26 protein-coding genes are annotated in these 21,636 nt (G+C 55.1%); 16 read left to right on the top strand and 10 right to left on the bottom strand.

The window, feature by feature from the left end; genetic code table 11:
* Positions 1-54 precede the first annotated feature (54 nt).
* Positions 55-1,277, top strand: a protein-coding gene (locus HKK54_RS20520) for an IS3 family transposase (protein ID WP_169387632.1) whose coding sequence is annotated in 2 segments (ribosomal slippage) — positions 55-406 and positions 406-1,277 — 1,224 coding nt in all. Because the reading frame shifts where the segments join, the coding sequence is not laid out codon by codon here.
* A 307-nt stretch (positions 1,278-1,584) separates the two neighbouring features.
* Entirely contained in the window at positions 1,585-1,794 is a 210-nt protein-coding gene (locus HKK54_RS20515; RefSeq protein WP_169387631.1) for a hypothetical protein, read from the top strand.
* A gap of 285 nt (positions 1,795-2,079) precedes the next feature.
* Here the strand turns inward: HKK54_RS20515 and ptrR are convergent, their stop codons facing one another.
* Complete coding sequence (gene ptrR / locus HKK54_RS20510; protein WP_169387630.1) at positions 2,080-2,949, bottom strand: putrescine utilization regulator PtrR; 870 nt, start codon at positions 2,947-2,949, stop codon at positions 2,080-2,082.
* Positions 2,950-3,053: 104 nt separating this feature from the next.
* On the opposite strand from ptrR, the gene HKK54_RS20505 reads away from it, so the two are divergent.
* Positions 3,054-4,445 carry an aldehyde dehydrogenase family protein gene (locus tag HKK54_RS20505; RefSeq protein WP_169387629.1) on the top strand — a complete coding sequence of 464 codons (1,392 nt, stop codon included), beginning with the start codon at positions 3,054-3,056 and terminating at the stop codon, positions 4,443-4,445.
* Positions 4,446-4,569: 124 nt separating this feature from the next.
* Positions 4,570-5,202, top strand: coding sequence for a hypothetical protein (locus HKK54_RS20500; RefSeq protein WP_169387628.1), 633 nt, complete (start codon positions 4,570-4,572; stop codon positions 5,200-5,202).
* Here the strand turns inward: HKK54_RS20500 and HKK54_RS20495 are convergent.
* On the bottom strand, positions 5,199-5,837 hold the full coding sequence (locus HKK54_RS20495) for a TetR family transcriptional regulator (RefSeq protein ID WP_169387627.1): 639 nt from the start codon (positions 5,835-5,837) through the stop codon (positions 5,199-5,201). The genes HKK54_RS20500 and HKK54_RS20495 overlap by 4 nt on opposite strands.
* 129 nt (positions 5,838-5,966) lie before the next feature.
* Here HKK54_RS20495 and HKK54_RS20490 point away from each other — a divergent pair, with 129 nt between their 5' ends.
* The 3 genes from HKK54_RS20490 (at position 5,967) to HKK54_RS20480 (ending at position 8,400) form a co-directional block, all read left to right on the top strand.
* Positions 5,967-6,623, top strand: coding sequence for an O-methyltransferase (locus tag HKK54_RS20490; protein WP_169387626.1), 657 nt, complete (start codon positions 5,967-5,969; stop codon positions 6,621-6,623).
* Positions 6,624-6,721: 98 nt separating this feature from the next.
* Entirely contained in the window at positions 6,722-7,933 is a 1,212-nt protein-coding gene (locus HKK54_RS20485; protein WP_169387625.1) for a YeeE/YedE family protein, read from the top strand.
* Between the two features lie 26 nt (positions 7,934-7,959).
* A complete protein-coding gene (locus HKK54_RS20480) occupies positions 7,960-8,400 on the top strand; it encodes a bifunctional diaminohydroxyphosphoribosylaminopyrimidine deaminase/5-amino-6-(5-phosphoribosylamino)uracil reductase RibD (RefSeq protein ID WP_010175800.1) in 441 nt (146 codons plus the stop codon).
* 164 nt (positions 8,401-8,564) lie between these two features.
* Here HKK54_RS20480 and HKK54_RS20475 read toward each other — a convergent pair whose 3' ends face one another.
* Entirely contained in the window at positions 8,565-8,948 is a 384-nt protein-coding gene (locus tag HKK54_RS20475) for a c-type cytochrome (protein ID WP_169387624.1), read from the bottom strand.
* 238 nt (positions 8,949-9,186) lie between these two features.
* Between HKK54_RS20475 and HKK54_RS20470 the strand changes: the two genes are divergently transcribed.
* Positions 9,187-9,612, top strand: a complete 426-nt coding sequence (locus HKK54_RS20470; protein ID WP_169387623.1) for a hypothetical protein — start codon at positions 9,187-9,189, stop codon at positions 9,610-9,612.
* On the opposite strand, the gene HKK54_RS20465 is transcribed toward HKK54_RS20470, so the two are convergent.
* The 4 genes from HKK54_RS20465 to HKK54_RS20450 all read right to left on the bottom strand — a co-directional run bounded on the left by HKK54_RS20465 (position 9,599) and on the right by HKK54_RS20450 (position 12,174).
* Positions 9,599-10,507 (bottom strand): alpha/beta hydrolase, encoded by a 909-nt coding sequence (locus HKK54_RS20465; RefSeq protein ID WP_169389315.1) that lies wholly within the window; start codon positions 10,505-10,507, stop codon positions 9,599-9,601. The genes HKK54_RS20470 and HKK54_RS20465 overlap by 14 nt on opposite strands.
* 62 nt (positions 10,508-10,569) lie before the next feature.
* Positions 10,570-11,010: a tryptophan-rich sensory protein TspO gene (tspO, locus tag HKK54_RS20460; RefSeq protein WP_169389314.1), complete on the bottom strand. Its 441-nt coding sequence runs from the start codon at positions 11,008-11,010 to the stop codon at positions 10,570-10,572.
* A gap of 124 nt (positions 11,011-11,134) precedes the next feature.
* Positions 11,135-11,527 carry a hypothetical protein gene (locus HKK54_RS20455; RefSeq protein WP_169387622.1) on the bottom strand — a complete coding sequence of 131 codons (393 nt, stop codon included), beginning with the start codon at positions 11,525-11,527 and terminating at the stop codon, positions 11,135-11,137.
* A 47-nt stretch (positions 11,528-11,574) separates the two neighbouring features.
* Positions 11,575-12,174 (bottom strand): hypothetical protein, encoded by a 600-nt coding sequence (locus HKK54_RS20450; RefSeq protein ID WP_169387621.1) that lies wholly within the window; start codon positions 12,172-12,174, stop codon positions 11,575-11,577.
* 461 nt (positions 12,175-12,635) lie between these two features.
* On the opposite strand from HKK54_RS20450, the gene HKK54_RS20445 reads away from it, so the two are divergent.
* A complete protein-coding gene (locus HKK54_RS20445) occupies positions 12,636-12,962 on the top strand; it encodes a DUF6124 family protein (protein ID WP_169387620.1) in 327 nt (108 codons plus the stop codon).
* A gap of 171 nt (positions 12,963-13,133) precedes the next feature.
* On the top strand, positions 13,134-13,370 hold the full coding sequence (locus HKK54_RS20440; protein WP_169387619.1) for a hypothetical protein: 237 nt from the start codon (positions 13,134-13,136) through the stop codon (positions 13,368-13,370).
* A 123-nt stretch (positions 13,371-13,493) separates the two neighbouring features.
* Here the strand turns inward: HKK54_RS20440 and HKK54_RS20435 are convergent, their stop codons facing one another.
* Positions 13,494-13,727 carry a hypothetical protein gene (locus HKK54_RS20435; protein WP_003214497.1) on the bottom strand — a complete coding sequence of 78 codons (234 nt, stop codon included), beginning with the start codon at positions 13,725-13,727 and terminating at the stop codon, positions 13,494-13,496.
* A 345-nt stretch (positions 13,728-14,072) separates the two neighbouring features.
* Here HKK54_RS20435 and HKK54_RS20430 point away from each other — a divergent pair, with 345 nt between their 5' ends.
* The 4 genes from HKK54_RS20430 to HKK54_RS33640 all read left to right on the top strand — a co-directional run bounded on the left by HKK54_RS20430 (position 14,073) and on the right by HKK54_RS33640 (position 17,498).
* Entirely contained in the window at positions 14,073-14,777 is a 705-nt protein-coding gene (locus HKK54_RS20430; RefSeq protein WP_169387618.1) for a hypothetical protein, read from the top strand.
* A 78-nt stretch (positions 14,778-14,855) separates the two neighbouring features.
* Entirely contained in the window at positions 14,856-15,647 is a 792-nt protein-coding gene (locus HKK54_RS20425) for a DUF3800 domain-containing protein (protein WP_169387617.1), read from the top strand.
* A 112-nt stretch (positions 15,648-15,759) separates the two neighbouring features.
* Entirely contained in the window at positions 15,760-16,707 is a 948-nt protein-coding gene (locus HKK54_RS33645; protein WP_237150963.1) for a hypothetical protein, read from the top strand.
* An 89-nt stretch (positions 16,708-16,796) separates the two neighbouring features.
* Complete coding sequence (locus tag HKK54_RS33640) at positions 16,797-17,498, top strand: hypothetical protein (RefSeq protein ID WP_336604747.1); 702 nt, start codon at positions 16,797-16,799, stop codon at positions 17,496-17,498.
* Between the two features lie 56 nt (positions 17,499-17,554).
* Here the strand turns inward: HKK54_RS33640 and HKK54_RS20415 are convergent, their stop codons facing one another.
* Both HKK54_RS20415 and HKK54_RS20410 read right to left on the bottom strand, forming a co-directional pair.
* Complete coding sequence (locus HKK54_RS20415) at positions 17,555-18,142, bottom strand: Swt1 family HEPN domain-containing protein (RefSeq protein WP_202026862.1); 588 nt, start codon at positions 18,140-18,142, stop codon at positions 17,555-17,557.
* Positions 18,135-18,755, bottom strand: coding sequence for a DUF5343 domain-containing protein (locus HKK54_RS20410; protein WP_169387616.1), 621 nt, complete (start codon positions 18,753-18,755; stop codon positions 18,135-18,137). The genes HKK54_RS20415 and HKK54_RS20410 overlap by 8 nt, the downstream gene beginning before the upstream one ends.
* 426 nt (positions 18,756-19,181) lie before the next feature.
* On the opposite strand from HKK54_RS20410, the gene HKK54_RS20405 reads away from it, so the two are divergent.
* A complete protein-coding gene (locus tag HKK54_RS20405) occupies positions 19,182-19,952 on the top strand; it encodes a TIR domain-containing protein (RefSeq protein WP_169387615.1) in 771 nt (256 codons plus the stop codon).
* A 683-nt stretch (positions 19,953-20,635) separates the two neighbouring features.
* Positions 20,636-21,580, top strand: a complete 945-nt coding sequence (locus HKK54_RS20400; protein ID WP_169387614.1) for an EamA family transporter — start codon at positions 20,636-20,638, stop codon at positions 21,578-21,580.
* Positions 21,581-21,636: the final 56 nt, after the last annotated feature.

Raw genomic sequence — 21,636 nt, 5'->3', positions numbered from 1 at the left:
ATGTTCCGTCCTGAATAAGGTTTACACCTTCTGACCCATTCTCAGGAGGGAGTAATGAATACGGGAGAAAGGCGCAGTCAGCGTGATTACACGCTAACCTTTAAATTGTCGGTCGTCGATCAGGTCGAAAAAGGCGAGTTGAGTTATAAAGAGGCTCAAGAGCGCTATGGCATTCAGGGTAAAACGACTGTACTGAATTGGTTACGCAGGCATGGTCGGCAGGACTGGAGTCAAGGCGCGTCCATTCGCTCCAAGAGACCTCGTTCCATGGATGAGCCCGATAAACCGCTGACACCCGAACAGCGAATCAAAGAGCTTGAAGAAAAGCTTGCCCAAGCCAACCAGAAAGCTCAGTTTTTCGAAGCCGTCGTTGATGTTTTGAAGAACGACTTCGGTGTTTCTGTCGTAAAAAAGCGATCCGGCAAGTCCTCTCCCAGGGGCAGATCCAAGACCTGAGCATTAGTCGGGCTTGCCAGTTCATGGGGATTTCCCGCCAGGCTTATTACAAGCGCAACCGGGCGTGTGATGCCCGGGCCCGTCATGCCCAGGAAGTGATGGGATTCGTGAGGGAAAAGCGACTTCGGCAACCGCGCATTGGCACCCGAAAACTTCACAATCTAATGCGCACTGAGCCAGAAGTGACCGTAAAGGTTGGTCGAGACCGTTTATTCGATATCTTGCGAGATCGGCGCGAACTGGTTCCCCGCAGACGGGCCTATCACAAAACGACAGACAGCCATCATCGCTTTCGCCGTCATCCAAACCGGCTCAAAGATGGGCCGATTCAGGTAGTCGCCAAGGCGCCAGAGCAAGTATGGGTTGCGGACATCACCTACTTACCAACGCAAACGGGTGTGGCTTATCTGAGTTTGATCACCGATGCGTACTCTCGAAAAATCGTGGGGCACCATATCCATGAAAGCTTGCACGCCGAATCGGTGATCCAGGCGTTCAAAAAAGCCCTCAAGCAGCGGACAACGGAACAACGCCTGGTGCATCACTCGGACAGAGGCGTCCAATACTGCTCCGAGCTTTATCAGCGGTTGCATGCCAAGTACGGCATCACCTGCTCAATGACCGATGGCTACGACTGCTACCAAAATGCATTGGCTGAGCGTGTGAATGGGATTTTGAAAAACGAGTTATTGCTGCATCGCCCCAAAGATTTTGCAGAGGCCATCCGGATGGTAGACGAGTCGGTGCTGATCTATAACAACGAGCGGCCTCATCTGTCGCTGAAATACAAAACGCCCGATGCGGTGCATCGGGCGTTTTGAGGCTAAAACAGGTGTAAACCTATTTCAGGACTAGACATGAAACACTCTTTTGTGAACACCGAACCTGTGGTGAGGGGGCTTGTCCCCCGTTGGGCTGCGCAGCGGCCCTAAAACCTGCCACCGTGAACTTTCTGAATGAATGCAGTGCCTGAATCAGGGCCGCTTCGCGCCCCAACGGGGGACAAGCCCCCTCACCACAGGATGGGTGGCTGCCTTGAGAAGTGCGTGGTGAGCCTTAAAAATTCGCTGCTTTCAGTCCGCTACCCCTAGACTGACAGCAAGACTGTCCCTTCCCCATGAGTACCCTATGAGAAACGACGACCTGGACCTGCGTGCCGACCGCGACGAACTGGACCACTTCACCCCGCGCCCAACCCCCGTCAAGCGCCAGAAAAGCCTGGTGCTGCAAGTCGCCCTCGGCGTGTTCCTCGGTGGCCTGGCGTTGTGGCTGGTGCAACTGGGCGCCGGCGCCCTGATGGCCAAGCTGGCTTTGGGCACCTTCCAGTTCGGCGGCTGACCAATACCCAATGTGGAAGCCGTCGAGCTTCAGCGAGGCCGCGATGGCGGTGGGTCAGGCACCCTCAATGTCGACTGTGCCGACGCCATCGCAGCCTCGCTGAAGCTCGACAGCTCCCACAGGGGATCTACTCCCGCCTTCAGTCCGCTCTCTTGTGGCCGGTGCAACTCGGTGCAAGCAGACACGCTGCAATTTGGCGGCCGACAAAGATCAAATGTGGGAGCCGTCGAGCTTTAGCGAGGCCGCGATAGCGGTGGGTCAGGCAGCCTCAATACAAAAAACCTGTTAAGCCTTCAGTCCACGCTCTTCCAGCAATCGCACAAAACTGTTCAAACTCTGCGACACCGTGCCCCGGCGCCAGATCAGCCAGGTCTTCAATATCCGAAACGTATCGGTCAGCGGCCACACGCTCACCGTCGTAAACCCCGGCATGCTTTCCAGCATGCTGCGCGGCATCAGCGCCAGCCCCGCACCGGCGCTCACGCACGCCAGCATCCCGTGATAAGACTCCATCTCGAAGATCTTCCCCGGCACCGCGCCATCCTGTGAGAACCAACGCTCAAAGTGGTGCCGGTACGAACAGTTCGAGCGAAACGTGTAGATGCTCTCCCCGCTCACATCCTGCCCCCGGGTGATCGGCGCATGGTGCAGCGGTGCAATCACCACCATCTCTTCCTCAAACACCGCCACGCCTTCGAGCGTCGCGTGCAGCACCGGCCCATCGACAAACGCCGCCGCCAGCCGCCCCGACAACACGCCCTCGATCATCGTCCCGGACGGCCCGGTGGTCAGGTCCAGCTCGACCTTGGCGTGTTTCTGGTTATACGCCGCCAGCAACGCCGGTATGCGCACCGCCGCCGTACTCTCCAGCGAGCCCAGGGCAAACGCGCCCTGGGGCTCCTCCCCCGCCACCGTCGCACGTGCTTCCTGCACCAGGTCGAGAATGCGCCGGGCATAGCCAAGAAAATTCCACCCGGCCGGCGATAACCGCAGCCGGCTTTTCTCGCGAATAAACAAATCCACGCCCAGGTCCTGCTCCAACTGCTTGATCCGCGTAGTCAGGTTCGACGGCACCCGATGGATCAACTGCGCGGCGGCGCTGATGCTGCCTTGCTCGGCAACGGCTTTGAAAATTTCCAGCTGGACCAGATCCAAGTCATTCTCCAAACGTGAATGTATTGCTTAATATTATTCAGTTTCCGAAAAAGATACAGCCCCGTACGCTGGCCTCCATACCATTCACTGCGCAGGACGGTGCCATGAGCCAGATTTCTTCCCAGACCCACGCCTTGTCGATCAACCCCGCCAACGGTGAAACGGTCGCCAGCTACCCGTATGAAACCGAGGCGCAGCTGGATGCCGCCCTCACCCGCTCGATCAATGCCTTCCGCAACGGCCGCAATACGCCTGTCGCCCAGCGCGCCGAATTGCTGCTGGCGCTGGCCAGTACCCTGCGTGACCAGGCCGAAGAAATGGCCCGGATGATCACCCTGGAAATGGGCAAACCCATTGCCCAGGCCCGTGGCGAAATCGAAAAATGTGCGCAACTGGCCGAGTGGTACGCCGCCCACGGCCCGGCCATGCTCGCCCCGGAAGCCACCCTGGTGGACAACGGCACCGCCCAGATCGAATATCGCCCGCTGGGCCCGATCCTCGCCGTGATGCCGTGGAACTTCCCGGTATGGCAAGTGCTGCGCGGCGCCGTGCCGACCATGCTCAGCGGCAACACCTACGTGCTCAAACACGCGCCTAACGTGATGGGCAGCGCGTACCTGATGAAACAAGCCTTCCAGCGCGCCGGCTTCGCCGATGGCCTGTTCGAAGTGATCAACGTCACCCCGGACGGCGTGTCCAAAGCCATCACCGACCCGCGCATCGCCGCCGTCACCCTCACCGGCAGCGTGCGTGCCGGCATGGCCATCGGCTCCCAGGCCGGTGCCGCGCTGAAGAAATGTGTACTGGAACTGGGCGGCTCCGACCCGTTCATCGTGCTCAACGACGCCAACCTCGACGAAGCCGTGCAAGCCGCCCTGATCGGTCGCTTCCAGAACTCCGGCCAGGTGTGCGCCGCCGCCAAGCGCCTGATCATCGAAGAAGGCGTGGTGGAAGCCTTCACCGCCAAATTCCTCGAAGCCAGCCGCAACCTGGTGATGGGTGACCCAACCGCCACCGACACCTACATCGGCCCGATGGCCCGCTTCGACCTGCGGGACGAACTCGACGGCCAGGTCCAGGCCACCCTGGCCGAAGGCGCCACCCTGCTGCTGGGCGGCCATAAAGTCGAAGGCGCGGGCAACTACTACGCCCCCACCGTGCTGGCCAACGTCACCGACCAGATGACCTCGTTCAAACAGGAACTGTTCGGGCCGGTCGCCTCCATCATCACCGCCCGCGATGCGGACCATGCCGTGGCCCTGGCCAACGACAGCGAGTTCGGCCTCACCGCCAGCGTGTTCACCACCGATCCGGAAAAGGCGCGCAGCATTGCCAACCAACTGGAAACCGGCGGCATCTTCATCAACGCCTACAGCGTGTCCGATCCTCGGGTCTCGTTTGGTGGCGTGAAAAAGAGCGGCTTCGGGCGGGAGTTGTCGCACTTCGGCGTACGGGAATTCTGCAACGCGCAGACAGTGTGGCTTAACCGCAAGTAATTCAGCACCTGCTCTATCCACCCACAGGAAGAGAACCCAGGTAGCATTCGCTACCCGGGTCTTGCGAAGAGATTCAATCGCAGGGCGCCACCACGTTCATTCCAAACCAGGGACGGTAGGTAACATGGCTGAAGCGTTTCAACGGTTGGCAGACAGCATCGGCATCGAACTCCCTGAGCGCTTGTTGGCGCTCTTGAACGCGGCCGAACTGAACCCGCGTCTCCTCAGCTACTTTGTTGATTTCTTCTGGATAGATGTCGAGCAGGCCCAACGGGAGATCGATGAGTGGCTCAACCCGGTTGAGCAATCAGGTCGCACATTCCTGCCGTTTGCCACCAGCGGAGGCGGCGAGCATTACTGCTGGGTTCGACTTGAGAATGGCTGTTCGGGAGTGGCGCAGATTCTCCATTACGGGCAAACCACCTCACTCGCGCATGCGGATATTTCCTCATTCCTGACCAGTGAATACGTGTGCGTCGCCACCGATCTTTCATGGCTCGCACCTCAAGCGGATGCCGGCGCCACACTGGCAAGTGAAGTCGAATTGATCCGCGCGGCACTGTCACCCAAGGACTACGCGTTTCTTCAAAAGCTGTTTGCCAGCCCGCGCGCCTCCCGAAGTTACAGACCGGGCCCGAGAAGCGCGCAGAAGATGGTTGACTCATTCATTTCCCAGGACGAAGCACAACGGATACTCGACACCCTGCGCAACCCGGTCCACAGCGAATTCGAAGTACTGCGTGACTGGATGCGCTAGCGGCCAGATTGGTTAAGCACCGTCACATACGCACTGAACATATCCGCCATCGCGTCCGCGTAGGCAATGATTTGCACCTCGGTGCGCGGGCTTCCCGAGAACTCCTTTGCCACCGAACTGAAGGTGGTAGCGATCAAATCGCACGCCAGTAGGCGAGTGGCGTCCGGCACCTGCGGCAGTAATTCAAACATGAACGTCTGGAAGATGTTTTGTCCCTCCGCCCGAACCTCATGGGCCTCCGGCGCGTCACGGTAAAGCGGTGCCGCATCGCTCAGGGCGACCCGCATCTGCGCCTCATCACATTCCGAACGAATAAACGCATGCACCAGGGTGCGCAGCCGCTCAAGAGGCGGTTGACTCACGTCCTCCAGGATCCGGCTGAGCATTTGCGAGGTTTGCTGCCACTCATCCGTCTGCAACCGGAACAGGATGGCCGCCTTGTTGGGGAAATACTGGTACACCGAGCCCACACTGACGCCGGCCTTTTCCGCGACCCGTGCCGTGGTGAAACGGCTGGCGCCTTCCTTGGCCAAAACCTGAATAGCCGCTTCCAGAATGGCCGACACCAACTCGGTGGATCGCGCCTGTTTGGGCTCTTTGCGTGAGGAAATCTGCGAGGTCTGGCGGTCGGTCATGGCGCGTTCCTGCGGCTGGGCGAATGCGAATAGCGAATGTGACGAATTGTTCGCATACTTTAAATGCGACGAATCATTCGCATACTAGCCCGGCGCCTCCCGGCGCTCAACCTGCAACAGGACATCCCCATGAATACCCTTACCTCAGCCCCGATGGCGGCCCTGATTGAACGACTGTACACACAGGCCGATGCCGTCTCGAGCCCTGCTTTCACCACCATGCCCCACGAAGAACGCAACCGCCTGATGCACAGCAAGACTGAATACCTCGAATTCTACGGCCAGCTGAAAGACCTGTGGCTGCCGGTCTCCCGCGACACCGGCACCCTGCTTTACATGCTGGCACGCAGCGCAAAAGCCCGAGCCATCATCGAGTTCGGCACCTCGTTCGGCCTGTCCACCCTGCACCTGGCAGCCGCCCTGCGGGACAACGGCGGCGGCACGCTGATCACCAGCGAGTTCGAACCGTCGAAGATCGTCCTGGCGCGGGAGCACCTGGTGCAAGGCGGCGTGAGCGACCTGGTGGATATTCGCGAAGGTGATGCCCTGGTCACACTCGCGAGCGGCCTGCCCGACAGCGTCGACCTGCTGCTGCTCGACGGCGCCAAGGCGCTGTATGGCGATGTACTCAGCCTGGTGGAAAGCCGCCTCAAGCCCGGCGCGTTGATCGTCGCCGACAACACCAACTACTGCCCCGACTACCTGGCCCGCGTGCGCTCCCCGGCACACGGCTACCTGTCGGTGCCGATCGGCGACGACGTCGAGCTTTCCGTACGTCTGGGCTAATGCCCCTCATCGGAGGATTCGAGGCACCCGTGCAAGAGTGCGAGGTTTATACTCGGCCCCCTCGCACTTAACTCACAGCCTTCGAAACGAGATACCCGATGAGCCTTTCTCTCTCTGCAACCCCTGCGCGCAAACCGGTCGCGCCACTGCTGGCGTTTGCCATCCTGGTGCTGGGCGCCGCCTTCCTGCAAAACAGCGTGGGCGCGCGCCAAGTGCTGTTGCTGGTGGTCGGCGCCGCGCTGGGCCTGACGCTGTACCACGCTGCGTTCGGCTTTACCTCGGCCTGGCGGGTATTCATCACCGACCGGCGCGGCGCGGGTTTGCGTGCACAGATGGTGATGCTGGCGATTGCCGTGGTGCTGTTCTTCCCCGCGCTGGGAGCCGGCACGTTGTTCGGCCAACCGGTGGTCGGGCTGGTGGCGCCGGCCGGGGTGTCGGTGGTGTTCGGGGCATTCATCTTCGGTATCGGCATGCAACTGGGCGGCGGCTGTGCGTCCGGCACCCTGTTCACCGTGGGCGGCGGTAATGCGCGCATGCTGGTGACCCTGTTGTTCTTTATCTGCGGTTCGTTGATCGCCACCCACCACGTCGACTGGTGGTTCTCGCTGCCGTCGTTCCCGGCCGTTTCCATCGTCAAAAGCTTCGGCGTCGTGCCGGCCTTGCTGCTGAGCCTGGCGGTGTTCGGGATCATCGCAGCCGTCACCGTGCGCCTGGAAAAAGGCCGTCACGGGCAACTCGAAACCGGCGTCACCAGCGAACACCAGGGCCTGCGCCGCTTCCTGCGCGGGCCATGGCCATTGGTGTGGGGCGCGATTGGTCTGGCCCTGCTCAACTACGCCACCCTGGCACTGGCCGGACGGCCATGGGGCATCACCTCGGCGTTTGCCCTATGGGGCGCCAAGGTCGCCAGCGGATTGGGCGTGGACGTCGCCAGTTGGGCGTTCTGGCAGATGCCGGGCAATGCCAAAGCCCTGGCGGCGCCGGTGTGGGAAGACGTCACGAGTGTGATGGACATCGGCATCATCCTCGGTGCGCTGTTGGCTGCGGGCCTGGCCGGGCGTTTCGCCCCCAGCCTGAAGATTCCGGCACGCTCGCTGTTCGCGGCGGTGATCGGTGGCCTGCTGCTGGGTTACGGCTCGCGCCTGGCCTATGGCTGCAACATCGGTGCGTACTTCAGCGGTATCGCGTCGGGCAGCCTGCACGGCTGGGTGTGGTTGGTGGCGGCGTTTGTCGGCAACAGCGTGGGCGTGCGGTTGCGGCCGTTCTTCTTTGCGGGTGAACGGCCGCAAGTGGCGTTGAGCGGGTGCTAAGGCACGACTAGCAGGATCACGACGACATGACCAACCCGTCCTCCAACGCCGACTTCATGCGCCTCGCCCTCGCCCAGGGCCGCTTGGCGCTGCCCAAGTGCCTGCCAAACCCGCCAGTGGGTTGCGTGTTGGTGAGGGATAACGCGGTGATCAGCCAAGGCCATACACAGCCGCCGGGGCTGCATCACGCGGAGGCAATGGCGCTGGGCAACGTGTCCGGTGATTGCTCCGGGGTCACTGCATTTGTGACGCTGGAGCCCTGCTCCTTTCACGGCCGCACGCCGTCCTGTGCGCTGGCCTTGATCAAAAGCGGCGTCGAGAAAGTGTTTGTTGCGATGCTGGATCCCGACCCGCGAAACTCGGGAGCAGGCGTAAAAATGCTGCAGGATGCGGGGATTACCGTGGAGGTCGGTTTGCTGGCAGAGGACGCGGCCAAAGACCTGGCCGAGTTTCTGGTGCGCAAGTAGGAGCCGGCTTGCCGGCGATGGTCGTCAACGATGACGCTGGTACGCTGGATGAACGCAGCGCTCTCGGATTTTTCGCCGGCAAGCCGGCTCCTACAGGGGAAGGCCCGCCCTCGCGAAAAGCCTTGGAGAGCCCCAACACCTGCCGCGAGACTTTCCTCTCAACATCATCGGCTTTTTGAAATCACTCCACTCATGTACTCGTTCAAATCACGAAAGTCCTGAACCTTCCAGGTGAACGGCGACAGCTTCACACCGTTCTCGCGCAACGTTCTGGGAATCAGGTCGCCATTTGGACGAAGAATGATGGATGACACGATAACGCCCGGATAATCACTCAGTCGCTTCTTGAAAGTGGCCGTTGTCAGGTCAGGCGTATGCGGGTTGCTTTTATTGGCCAAGGGCCCTGTGCCTTTGATATCCGCTCCATGGCACATGGCGCATCTCTGCACATAGATGGTCTTCCCGTTTACATTGTCCGCAAAGGACAGTGATGGTTGAACCAGCGATAAAATCCCCAACGACGCGATGAATGATTTTCTTATGCTCATCTTTCCTTGTGGCCTTGTTGTAGAAATCCGATACCCGAACATTTTCCTTCGAGACGTCCTTGGCTGCAACGATCGCCCAGAAGCACCAATGGGCGCCATTGGTGCGTGATGGGCTTACTGGATATTCAATCACTGAACTTTCCCAAAAAATGATGTCAATTTGATAGCTCATTACAGCACACGATCATCTTGGATCAATCAGCGTCAGGCGACTTCCTGACAACCTATGGAGAGAGTGATGAGAATTATCATTGCAATGCTACTGATGCTTAGTGGTTACGCTTATGCCGACTGCAACACCATCAGTAACAGCGACCAACGCGCTTATTGCTACGCCAAAACCAAGGGCGAAAGCTGTAGCACGATCGGGGACAGCGACCTTCGTAAAACCTGCTATGCCGAAACCAAGGGCGAGAGTTGCGGCAGTATCAGCGACAGCGATCAACGCATTTATTGCTACGCCAAAACCAAGGGCGAAAGCTGCAATTCAATCGGGAACAGCGACCTGCGTCACACCTGCTTTGCCGAAACCAAGGGCGAGAGTTGCGGCAGTATCAGCGACAGCGATCAACGTGCTTTTTGCTATGCACAAACGAAAGGCGAAGGCTGCAACACCATCAGGAACAATGACTTGCGTAACCAGTGTGAGGCTATGAAGCGTTGAGCCGGGCCGTTATCCACTCGCGGCTGTAAGCAAGCACGCGGCTGGACATCGCCGTCGGGAAATGAATAAACCCGTGGGCAGACGCCGGTAAAAGGAATACCTCGGACTCTGCCCAGCGATTACCCATCTGCAGCGTATCGTCGAGCAACGGGTCCAGCTCCCCCACAAACATCAGCGCCGGCGGCAGCCCGGCAAGGTCGCCATACAACGGTGACAACGGCGGCTGCCGACGCTGCTCATCGCTCAGGCCCGGCGTCAGCAGGCGCAGCGCCTCAACCATGCCCGGGCCATCCAGCAACAACGTGTCCGGCCCCGCCGCGCGCACGCTGGGGGTGCCGGTCAAATCGTAGACGCCGTAATACAGCACCGCCCCGCTCACCCGCGCCAGCAACGCTGGCCATTGCTTCAGCGCCAGCAACGTCGCCGCCGCCAGATGCCCACCGGCGGATTCACCAACGACGATCACCGGCAGGCCGGCAAACTCCTCGCAGTCCCCGAGCAACCAGCGCGCCGCCGCCAGGCAATCTTCCATCAGCCCTTCAACCGGCGTATTGACGGCGAGCCGATAATCCACCGACACCACCGCCACGTCGCACGCCTTCACCATCGCTACGTTCAGGTCATCATCCATCTGCGCATTGCCGATTACCCAGCCGCCGCCGTGGATATCCAGCACCACGCCCTTGGCTTTTCCATTCGGCCGAATAATCCGCACCGGCACTGAAGCACCGCCCACACCGACCACGCGTGTTTGCGCCTGAAGCCCATGCTTGAGCAATTTATTCGCGCCGCCCAATTGGCTGGCCCGCAGCAGCGCCTGAATCACCCGGGGCGTGACGCGATTGCGGATGCGAAAGCGCGGCAACCAGGCGAGCTTTTTGTTGAAGCGCTGCATTTGCGCCACTTCACCCTCGCCCGCCCGCCACTGCTTGTGGTTCGCCAATTCGAAATTCCTCTTCAGCGATTATTGCGCAAGATGGAAAAATTCAACGCAGCCGCAATGCTGAGCCACACGAGGTAAGGGAACAGAATCAGCCCGGTGATCAGGTCCAGCCGCACGGTCAGCAGCACCATGGCGGCGACCACCAGCCACAGCAGCGCGAGAATCACCATGCCCGCGAGAATGCGGTGGGCGCCGAAGAACACGGGCGTCCACAGGGTATTCAGCGCAATCTGCGCGGCCCATAGCGCCAGCACGATTTCGCTGCCGGGGATCAGCGTCAGGCGGTAGCCGGCCCAGGCCAGCAGCAGGTAGATGATCGACCAGGCGACCGGGAACAGCCAGTTGGGTGGGGTGAAGCCGGGTTTGACGAGGGTGGCGTACCACTCGCCCGGTTTGAAGATAATGCCGGTGCTCGCGGCGGCGGCGCAGGCCAGAAGAAAAATGCACAACGTCAGCATAATCGGTCCTTAGCTGGGAGCAGCTACCTGGAGATGAAAGCCATGACGGCGGTTTCAGGGTTGGACGCTCCGCGAAGCAAAAAGTGTATTTTTCTTTGCTCCGCACGCCGGCACACATGCGCTAGCTGAACGCGATATACACAGGCTGCTGCTCCACCGCCGCGTGCTCACACGCACGGACCAGATCCCGCACGCAGTAAAGTCGCCAGCCCTGCCCCGCGCCCCACTTGGCGGCCACATCATCAAGGGATGCCGCCTCATCCCGCGCGGCCCGCTCCCAATCATCGTGGCCGATCTCGGCGATCAAGCGTGTTTGGTAGTCCTGCAAAAAGGGAAGCAAGCCTTGTGCATGCTCAACCTCCAGCAGCACAACGTCTGCCGTATCGAGTTGCTGCCTGGCCGCCTCGACCCAGTCACGCGCCTGCAACGGAAGCGCGTCCAGCACCGCCTCAAAGGCCGACCCTGACTTGTCGCTGCCTTGAAACGAACCACACCCGATATCGCCACCTGCCATGTCGTTCTCCTTGAGAGTGATTCATGTGCGCCGGGTTACTGGCGCGATTACTTTTCCGGGCAGGGATTGAACACTTCCGTCGCCGCCACCGCAGACACATACGGAATTTTCGTACCCGGGACCATACCGACGGAGTAGGCATTTTTGCCGGTTTCGCGCACATAGGTCTTATCCGTGGTCAGATCGCCCGGCTGATTCTCACCCAACAGGTAATCCAGAAACTGGATCTTCACCGGCGTGTTGAACTGCCCTTCGGCCGTCAGCGGAATGATCTGAGCAGCGCCCGCCCGCGTGAAGGCGAAAAACGCCGCGGCGGCTTCACGACTGCGGAAGGTTTTGACGCACAGCACATCGCGGGTACGCAGCGTGATGAAACGCTTATAGCTGCCACCGGAATAGGTACTCAGAATCAAGCCATCGTCCACCAGAACGCCCAGGCCCTGAGTGGCACGGCACTGGCCATCGCCGCCATTCTCCGAGCCGTAGGGCAGGTAGCACCAGTTGGTCTGGCTCAAGGCCCGCACCGAGCCGGGGGCAATCTGCAGGTCGCGCTCGATTTGCTGGCGGGCTTCGGGGGTTTGATACGGAATGCTGCAGCCGCTGAGGATCAGGGCCAGTAACACGAACAACAGGCGATAAGAGCGCATAGGTTTTCCATAACGGGCACGGCAGGTCGTTGCGCGGGTTGCCAGGGGGGCATTCCTTTGAAAGCTGCGCAGGTTCTGTCACATTCTACGACAAGTGCCTGAGGGCGTATCGGCTGGTGGTTCCGTTTGCGGGGTGAGGGAGCCATTGCGTTGACCGCAGCACCTTGCTCCATTGCCTACGCTTGCGTCAGAATCCGCCGGCTTGTGCACCTGGGTGGTCATCTCTAAGGTTGCTCGGTCGCTGAAAACTCAGTGATCGGGTTTAGTAGCCCTAGGGTCAATTACACATAGTGCATGAGCTACATCTATCAGACGTTCCTGTCTGTGCTTGATGGTGGCTGTGCGTAGGGCGCTTTCGGGCGCGCCGGCTTTGTGTAATTCCCCGGTCTACTAACCTGCGTACAGCTGCCACCCTTTTGTGTAGTAGCGAAAGGGTGTCGGCCCGACTCAGGAATTGCACCATGTTCAAAGTAACGCCGAATCCTCCGAAACAACCGGATTTAAAGCTCTACCAAGCGGCCGAACGCGCCCTTGATCACTATCTGAATCCCGCCACTGAAAGCACCTCAGACTCAAGCGCTCTCTTCAGCGTCAGCTCCGGCGCCAGCAACGAAACCCTGATCGCCAACAGCTACGAAACCGTCTCCTCCGTCAGCGCCCTGCTGCTCGACCTGTCCGACCAACTGACCGGCAAAGACCGCGACGTGGCATTGGCCATACACCAACTGAGCGAATTGAGCGTCCTGCTGATCGGCAAACTGATGGACCGCGAAACACCTCGGGCATAAAGCCCAACGCGGTCCTGCGGGACTAGCCCTTCAACTCACCCAACCGATTACTCGCCGCGTCGTCGTATGCCACATACAGCGACTCGGCGAGAGGTGCACGGTGCATTCAGCCATTGCTGAACCCCGCCTGGTTCGTTGTAATGAGCCGAGTCGAAACCCAAAAGGTGATTCATGGAAGCTGATCCGCTATGCCTGGTATTTGTACCCGCCCTCGTGGCCGTTCTCACCGCCGCTGAAGACAGAAAGGGCTCACCTCTTACTGAGGCTGAGGTCTGTGATATTCGGGACCGGGCGGTTTGTATCAGCCTTCCCTTCAGCGTTGCGCTTGATATGGAAAGGCAGCGCGGCTATGAGGATTTGATTGCGGAGAATTGCTGGAGTGAATGGCAAAACCACAAAGGTCGTTGATCTATAAAGATCGCGACGTGGAATAGGCCATTCACCCGCTGAGCGAGTCGAGCGTATTGCTGATCGGCAGACTGATGGACCGCGAAACACCTCGGGCATAGAGCCCAACGCGGTCCTGCGGGATTAGCCCTTCAACTCACCCAACCGATTACTCGCCGCGTCGTCGTATGCAACGTACAACGACTCGGCGATTTGGCTTTTGATGGCCTTGGCGCTTTCCAGACCCAATACAAAACCTTCGGCCTTGCCGCCTGCGCGGTTGAGGTCTTCTTTTGTGTCAGCACCGGTGATGGCGTCGAGGAGCTTGATGGCTTGAGGGCCTACGCCTTTTGGGAGGCTGATTTGATCGATGCTCATTGGTGATACCTTGAGATGAAGTCGGTAGCGCGTGGAACCACGCTGGGAGAGCCATGGTAGACCGGTATAGGAATTAAAGGGGTGGTTTCGGCCAAAAAGCAGACGTCCGTTCTTAACACTAGCGCTAGCCACAGGAATGGCGGGCTCAATATCGTATTAGTATGCCTAACTCGATAATGTCATGCGGATCGACACCGACAGCCAAGGAGTAGTAGCATACTGCCTCTATGTCGCAGAGTAGCAAGACATGAGCTCTATAAAAAGGGACGTATAAAAAGGGGGTGGATCTATTTTCAATCAAATAAATCCGCCCCCTTTTTAATGAATTATATTCACGGATGAGACATGATAAATCTCGGAATCACAGACTTTTATATAGGTATACCTAGCCTACCGCGACATGAATTCGAAAAATATTCGACCCAACTTTTCGATGAATGGGAAACATATGTCGAAAAATCATTAAAAATACAGGATTACTATCTTGCCCTTCATATCGAAGAGGGCTCAATAAAGGGAGCAGGTAAAATAGCGGCCGCCCTCAGCGTCATTTACATAGGTATAGCTCAATATGGCTCATTTGTTTCCGGAGTTCAAACAATACAAGGTCAAATTAGCGCAATTGAAAACTTTTTAGCTAAAAGAGCCACCACACCTTTCCCTACTAATAAAACGAAACCAAAAATCAAAAAGTACGAAGGCTCATTATATCGCTTACAAAAGCTATTTACGAAAGTCCAGCAAGGCAAAATTACGACTGAGCAGGCAATGGTTCAGGCTGAATTCATTTTCGATAATGACGCGCAGACCACTCCAGAGCTAACGCAAAAACTCAAAACTTCGTTTGACGAAATACCTACGCAAGGGCAACAACTAACACTACCACTGAGCAGTTACCAAAAAGAATTCATAATACCGAAAACCGATAAAATACAGCCGCCCTGCGCACCTCGCCCAAAACCTGAACAACCTATAAACCAACAATTTCGTATCGAAGTTTGGCGCGAATCGAAGAAATACCAACGAAAAGTTTGTATAACTCAACTATGAATATCTTCACAAAAGTAGACACACCTACTTTCGATTAAACGACGCAATATCTCACATCACTATTCACAGGAAAAATAAATGCACATAGTCATCGATGATACATACGGCCCCGAGAACTCGCCGCAATCAAAGTATGTAACGGGCAAACGTAAAACTCACGTCGCTGTTGCGTTCCCAGATGAGGAGGTTGATTATGTGCGGAGAGAAATCAAAGGTTGTCTTGACGTCATCCAACAAAGACACAACATCCCAGCAAAAGAATTTCACTTCGTAGATATATACAATAAGAATGGACCGTGGAAGCATCTTGAAGGAATGAAAAACCTTGCTATTTTCGAAGCGTTCGCCTCAATATACAAACACTACAAATGGGCTACTCACATCCAAACCGTCGATGACAGGACGCTTGCCGACCATAAGATTTCTGGTATCTTGGGTAAAGTGGATAAACTTGATCTTTCAAAACGCTCAGATCTCTCTCTTGCACTTCTACTTATAAAAATCAAAACCCGATATCCTGAAGGTCCGCTAACATTGATCATGGACGAAGGAAAAGGGAAAGCAGGCACTCCATTCGGGCAAAGCTTTTTCTCAGGCAGGACCACTCACGTTATAGGTACCTACCAATCTTCAGAGTCCGAACCGCTACTGCAAATAGCAGACTTCTTGGCATTCTGTATAAACAGATCCACGTATTTAGGAATTAAGGAAAAGCGCACTGATACCGACAACTCTTTTATCAGCCTTGTCTCTAGCATGGAAATAAATAGCATCGATCTCCGCATTGCAAAAGTAAACATCGACTTTTCCGCACAAGATGTAGACGCACTTCATTACCAAGACAGGATTGAAAAGAAACTTGAAACGTAACCAATAAATCGAGAGGGGGCTGACTTATTTGGACAAGCCAAACTCAAAAACCAAATAAACCAGGCCCTTTTTTATCAGGTACGATGTGAGCATTATATATGGAGATTATGTTTTGAACCACAATAGAGAAATGGTTTCTTCGCTTTTTAAAGAGCGCAGTAAATTCGTCGTAATAGGTCTGACCGGCAGGACCGGCTCAGGTTGTACCACAGCGGCAAATATTCTCGAGAGCGCCAAGCCAAATTTTCCTCGCCTAGACGCTATTCAGTACAAAGGAAAACCTTTTTTCGAGCGCCTGAATGGTAGACGATACGAAATATTAAAAAATTATGCAGAGCGCAACATTGTACAATTCTACTCAATAAAGGTAAGCGATCTTATATCTGCGTATCTATTATCAATGGAAGTTGAAGACCTTCTGTCATTCATTATAGGTTCGCTCGAAGTTCCGATTGATAACGCCAAACTGATTGAGGTTTTAGAGATTGGATCTTACGGAAAAAGCAAAATAAAATTAAAATTTGCGTCCATCATGAACAAACTATTGAACCACGATGAAAAATTCGTCCTCCTAGACAAAGAAAAGGACAAATTCATTTCATTTTTACGACTCATGAGAAAGTTCACCAATGACTTTAAAAACGACTTAAAAAAAGTTGACAACGCACTTTATGTTTCAATATATCAGTCAGCTGGGAATTCAATAAGAAAAATTGGCTGTATTGACAAAGATTACAAATCTGTTGATTTTATGCCCACCAGCGTCTTCCACTTGCCTGAAACCATAAACAGGGTCGTGAAGGGAATTCGAAGCATAAAGGATAAGGCTCTCATTGTTGTGGATGCTATTCGAAATCCCTATGAGGCCAGATTTTTTAAAGATAGGTATTCAGCATTTTATCTTGTGTCTATTAATGCCCCGGATGAAGACCGCGCAGCTTATCTACATAGCGTTCACAAATTTACTGCCGATAAACTTCATGAAATTGACAATCACGAGTCGGGGAAAAAAAAATCACCCACGCCGACTTTATCAGCCAAAATGTTAAACAGTGCATAGAAATATCCGATATACACCTATTCAATCCGAGAGGGGAGCTTGATAATAGCAACATACTCAAAGCTCAACTAGCTTGGTATGTAGCTCTAATGCTCCATCCGGGCCTTGTTTCGCCGACCTCTATGGAAAGAGTTATGCAAATTGCCTACTCAGCAAAAAGTAACTCAGGGTGCGTTTCCAGGCAAGTTGGCGCCGTGGTTACTGATGCCGACTTCTCTGTCAAAGCCGTGGGATGGAATGATGTAGCCAAGGGTCAAGTACCATGTTCACTACGTTCCCTTGATGGTTTAATGAATGACTTTGACGCTGTTGCCTACAGCAAATATGAGCGAACTAATACTGAATTCAGATTAAGCGCAGGCAAAAAGCTTATCAAGCTAACGGACACACTGGCGCCAAGTGGCCGAAATCTGTCTTATTGCTTCAAAGACATACGTAATAGTTTAGAAAGCAGCGAAAGAACCCGCGGCAATCAAGTTCATACCAGATCGCTTCATGCGGAAGAAAACGCTTTTTTGCAAATAGTGAAATATGGTGGTGCGGCAATTGAGGGAGGAAAGCTATTTACCACAGCCAGCCCATGCGAGCTTTGCGCTAAGAAAGCTTACCAATTGGGTTTGAAAGAGATTATCTTTATTGATCCTTATCCTGGAATTGCTAACGATCATATATTAGAGGTTGGAAACAACCCGCCTGAACTTTTACAATTTTATGGAGCTGTGGGTAAAGGGTATCATCAACTATATGATTCAGTGCTACCGTACAAGGACGAAATTGCGTACATGGAGTGAACAACAAGGAAAATCGGGACCAGACCACATTTAAATAGTAGTGGTCTGACCCTGTTTTATAGCCCAATAACTTTATTCCAGTCAGCTATATACATGTAAATTCGTTGGAACTCACTCGGTAAGAGCATGCGATTATGAGCTATAAAGTTTCTTGACTTTTCCAGCTCCTCCATACGCTGTTTTAACCAATGCTGAGAAGGCATTAGGGCTTCAAAATAGATCCATTTCTCTAAAATTATTGAGGATAGCTGCCCAAAATCAACGAAGCCTAGAATGTCTGACTTCTCTCCTTCTAGCCAAGAATCAGTGAGTGCAGTATTTTGCCTAGATGTAGCATGTTGGCGGACTTTAGAGGGCAGCTTATTTGCCCAGTCAGGCCCTTCTTTTTCTTCTAGGGTCTCACTAATCAATGAGCGAACTTCGTTTTCAAAGCAGTGCAAAATTGCATATAGTCTAGCCATTTCTAACGCATTATTTCTTCTGGAAATACCGAAAACAGACAGACCCTCGGATAACAGCCTTTCTTCTGCCTCTCCTTGATCGGCTCCGACCTGAATGCCAGCCGATTGAAATTGGCCAGCCTCAGATTCAAACATAATCCCCCGAAACATAAAATCCCGCAGATCTTTTTTGAGGTCAGTCAAGTAGATGCTCCTTTAGGGATTTAAAAATTGCGTTGAAAACCTCGATGTCTTTCGTCGCGGGCAGGTGGATCTGGATATTATAGTGAAGAGAAGGTCTTGCGGACTTGTGCTGTTGTTCATTTAGTTGAGTTGGTTGTGGATCCGCAGACTGTGCCCGAGTGCTTTCCAGTGGACTACTGCTCTGATTTGTAGAACTCGATAAGTCGGCGAGGCCTAATAAAGAATAAAAAGTGTTCGCCATCACTTTTGCGGTATTAGGTGAGACATTGTGCGAGCTTTTAAATTTCCCCTCTATTAGGGTCCTATCACTTTGCGTTGGATTAGCTTTGATATTGAATAAATCACCATAAGCATCTCTTAATGCTTCCGCCATTACACTTGCCGATTGTGCGTTATTACGGTAGTCGTGATATCTGGTTGTGGGAGAGCCATCGGGCGCTAGAAAACCCAAAGATTTTAATAAAGGAATAACCGCGCGGAAATTTGATGAAGTGTATCCCCAGTCTTTCAAATGTTGAGTAGTAAACTTGTCCGGCGCGCCAGCTTCGCGTATACGGCTGAAAAGATCAGGTAATTGCCCGTACACTTGCACGTAAGAGTTAGTTAACGCCACATTAGACTCCTTTCTAAGACATTATTATGAGTTTCTTACCCGATGCTACTATGTGGCCAGTTGCGTGTCTATCACCCGCAATGCTAAACCGTCTCAGGCTAAGATATGGGTCCTGTACCTCAACGTCACTTTCTGCTTTAGACCGATTTCGGCCGGTAATGGGTTCGATCATCATGGTTAAATCAGATGAAGATGGCCAGTCAGAGCGAATGCAAAAAACCGGGCCAGGCCGGGCAACTACCAACCGTTGAAGCTGGGGACTGACTTAAGAGGTACCTGATCAGTGGTAAAACGGGTGGTCAAGTAGAGTACAACTTCCCAATCGTGCTTGTGCTTACGCACAGCAGTGGATTGTGTCCAGTCTCTCTGAACGCGTACAGTCCTTGTGAAGATGCAAAGCTAATTTTAAATTTAGGAGGGCGAGTTGTGAGCGATAAGACGCAGATTGTGTTGTGTCCTGACTTGGAGGCCGATTGTTTGCCTGGTACGGATTTAGGCATCGGTGACCTTGTGGTGATCGAAATTCCCGTCAGTGCTGGGGACTTTCTAGTGCAGGGAGATACGTACGTCACGCTTGAGTGCGACAAGGCTTCAATCGAACTGCCGTCACCGCTATCTGGCCGCGTAGTGAAGATGTTCGTAAAGATCGGTGACAAGGTAACACCCAAGTCTCCGATTATGGAGATCGAAGTTCTAAAAAACGTCATTCGCGATGACCTCTCAGCAGGAGCGTCAGCCCAGCACCTTCAAGGTCCGAGCACAGTATTCTTGGTTCACGGGCACAACGAGGCTATCCGCGAGATGTCGGCCCGGTTGCTTGAAAAGCTGGGCCTGAAGGTCATTATTCTCAATGAGCAGGCTAGCGCCAGCGACACCGTTATTGAGAAGTTGGAACGATATGCCAATGTCCATTTCGCCGTGGTGCTCATGACGGCTGACGACGTAGGCGGTAAGAAGAATGTAGCGGACCAAACGCTGCAAGATCGTGCGAGACAGAACGTGGTCCTCGAACTGGGGTACTTCATGGGCAAGATCAATCGCAGGCGCGTCTGCGTTCTCTATGAGAAAGGGGTGGAACTGCCTTCGGACTACTATGGAGTCGTTTATATCGAGCTAGACAATGGCGGAGCTTGGCGCTACTCGCTCGCGAAGGAACTGAAGGGGGCTGGACTTGAGGTCGATCTCAATAGGCTATGAGCCAACCGCCCACACCGTTTGAGGCTGCTTAGCTCTAGATCAAAGAAGTAGTGTCACGAAAGCAAACGTCGCGCGCCCTACTGAATTGCTCCTGGTTTTGTAGGCACCTCCGACGACCGCTCTTGGCCGATTCTGTTGAAAAAGTCGGTTCGCCCAAACGGCCTAGTCATTGACTGGTTAAAACGCCTTTTTTGCACACTGCTACTTGAAGTCTGAGTCCGGAAGCCTCTGCCGAAAATAAAGATTTCAATCTCGGACACATACTTTTCTGCTGCGGAAACCATGGTCGACTTTTCAACAGAATCGGCCGATAGCTGCCTGTTACGAAGGGCAACTATCGACCATCAAAAGTAACTGCGCTTATCTCCATATTGCATTGACAAAAGGGGCCTATTCCAAATCAATAAATCCCTCCCAGCCAAAAGCGCGCTGGAAAGCCTCCGCCAAGCAACTCATACGACCTCCCCCTAATGACCAGCTGAATCATAGCTATCCGTCCCGGCACAGCCCCCCTATGAATTTCGGCAAGATCTGCTTTAGAAAGGCACTCTTCGACCACCACTCTAAAACAACCCCTTGCCCCCTCCCACCAAACCCGCTACAAATCCCACTACCAAGTTGTACGACAACCCAATAATAATCCCCCATCCCCGACGATGGCGCCAACTCCCCGAGCCCCCACCATGACTCCCCCTGCCCCCACCCAATTCCCCCGCCACATCGCCGTGCTGATCCTTCTCTGCATGGGCTGCGCCTTCGCCGGCAACCACATCGCCGCCCGCGTAGCCTTCGACGACGGCGCCGGCGTCCTGCTGGCCATCCTGATGCGCTCCGGCGGCACCCTCTTAGTGCTGGCGATACTGGTCCTATACCAACGCCAAAGCCTGCGCCTCCCCCCAGGCGCCTGGCGCTGGCAAGTGCTCCTGGGCCTGCTCATCGCCACCCAAAGCCTCTGCCTCTACTCTGCCGTCGCCCGTGTGCCGGTAGCGCTGGCCTTGCTGGTCGCCAACGTGTTCCCCATCTTGCTGGCCCTGCTCACCTGGACACTCGGCGGCCCACGCCCCACCGCGCGTACTGCCTTGCTGATGGGCCTGATTCTGGTGGGCCTGGTGTTCGTGCTGGACGTACCCGGCCGCCTCTCCGCCAACACCACCCTCGGCCCGGAATGGCTGCTCGGCGTCTCTCTGGCCTTTTGCGCGGCGTTCGTGTTCGCCTGTGCGCTGTGGATCACCGACCACAAGTTGTCTCAGGTACGCGGTTCGGTGCGCAGCCTGCTGACGATTTTCATTGTGTTCAGCAGCGTGAACCTTGCGGGCTTGAGCGGTGCGCTTGTAGATGGCCTGAACCTGCCGGCCACCGGTACCGGTTGGCTGGCACTGGCGACGTTGGTGGTGCTGTATGGCACGGGGTTTATCGTGCTGTTCATTTCGGTGCCGCGCCTGGATATGCCGCGTAATGCGCCGGTGATGAATATTGAGCCGCTGGCGACGTTGTTGATGGGCTGGATCGTGCTCGATCAAATGCTCAGCGCCGGGCAGGTGGTGGGCGGGGTGATTGTGGTGACGGGGATTGTGTTGCTGACGTATCGCAAGTCGCCCCGGCCGGAAGTCAAGGCTCAGGTGGCGTAGGCCCGCAGGCGTAACGGATAGGGGGACGGATCTATTTTCAAAGAGGTTCGTCCCCT

The sequence above is a fragment of the Pseudomonas sp. ADAK13 genome, assembly GCF_012935715.1.
Taxonomy (GTDB): Bacteria; Pseudomonadota; Gammaproteobacteria; order Pseudomonadales; family Pseudomonadaceae; genus Aquipseudomonas.
Note: the sequence above shows the minus strand (reverse complement) of the source record. Positions and strands in the feature narration are given on the sequence as shown.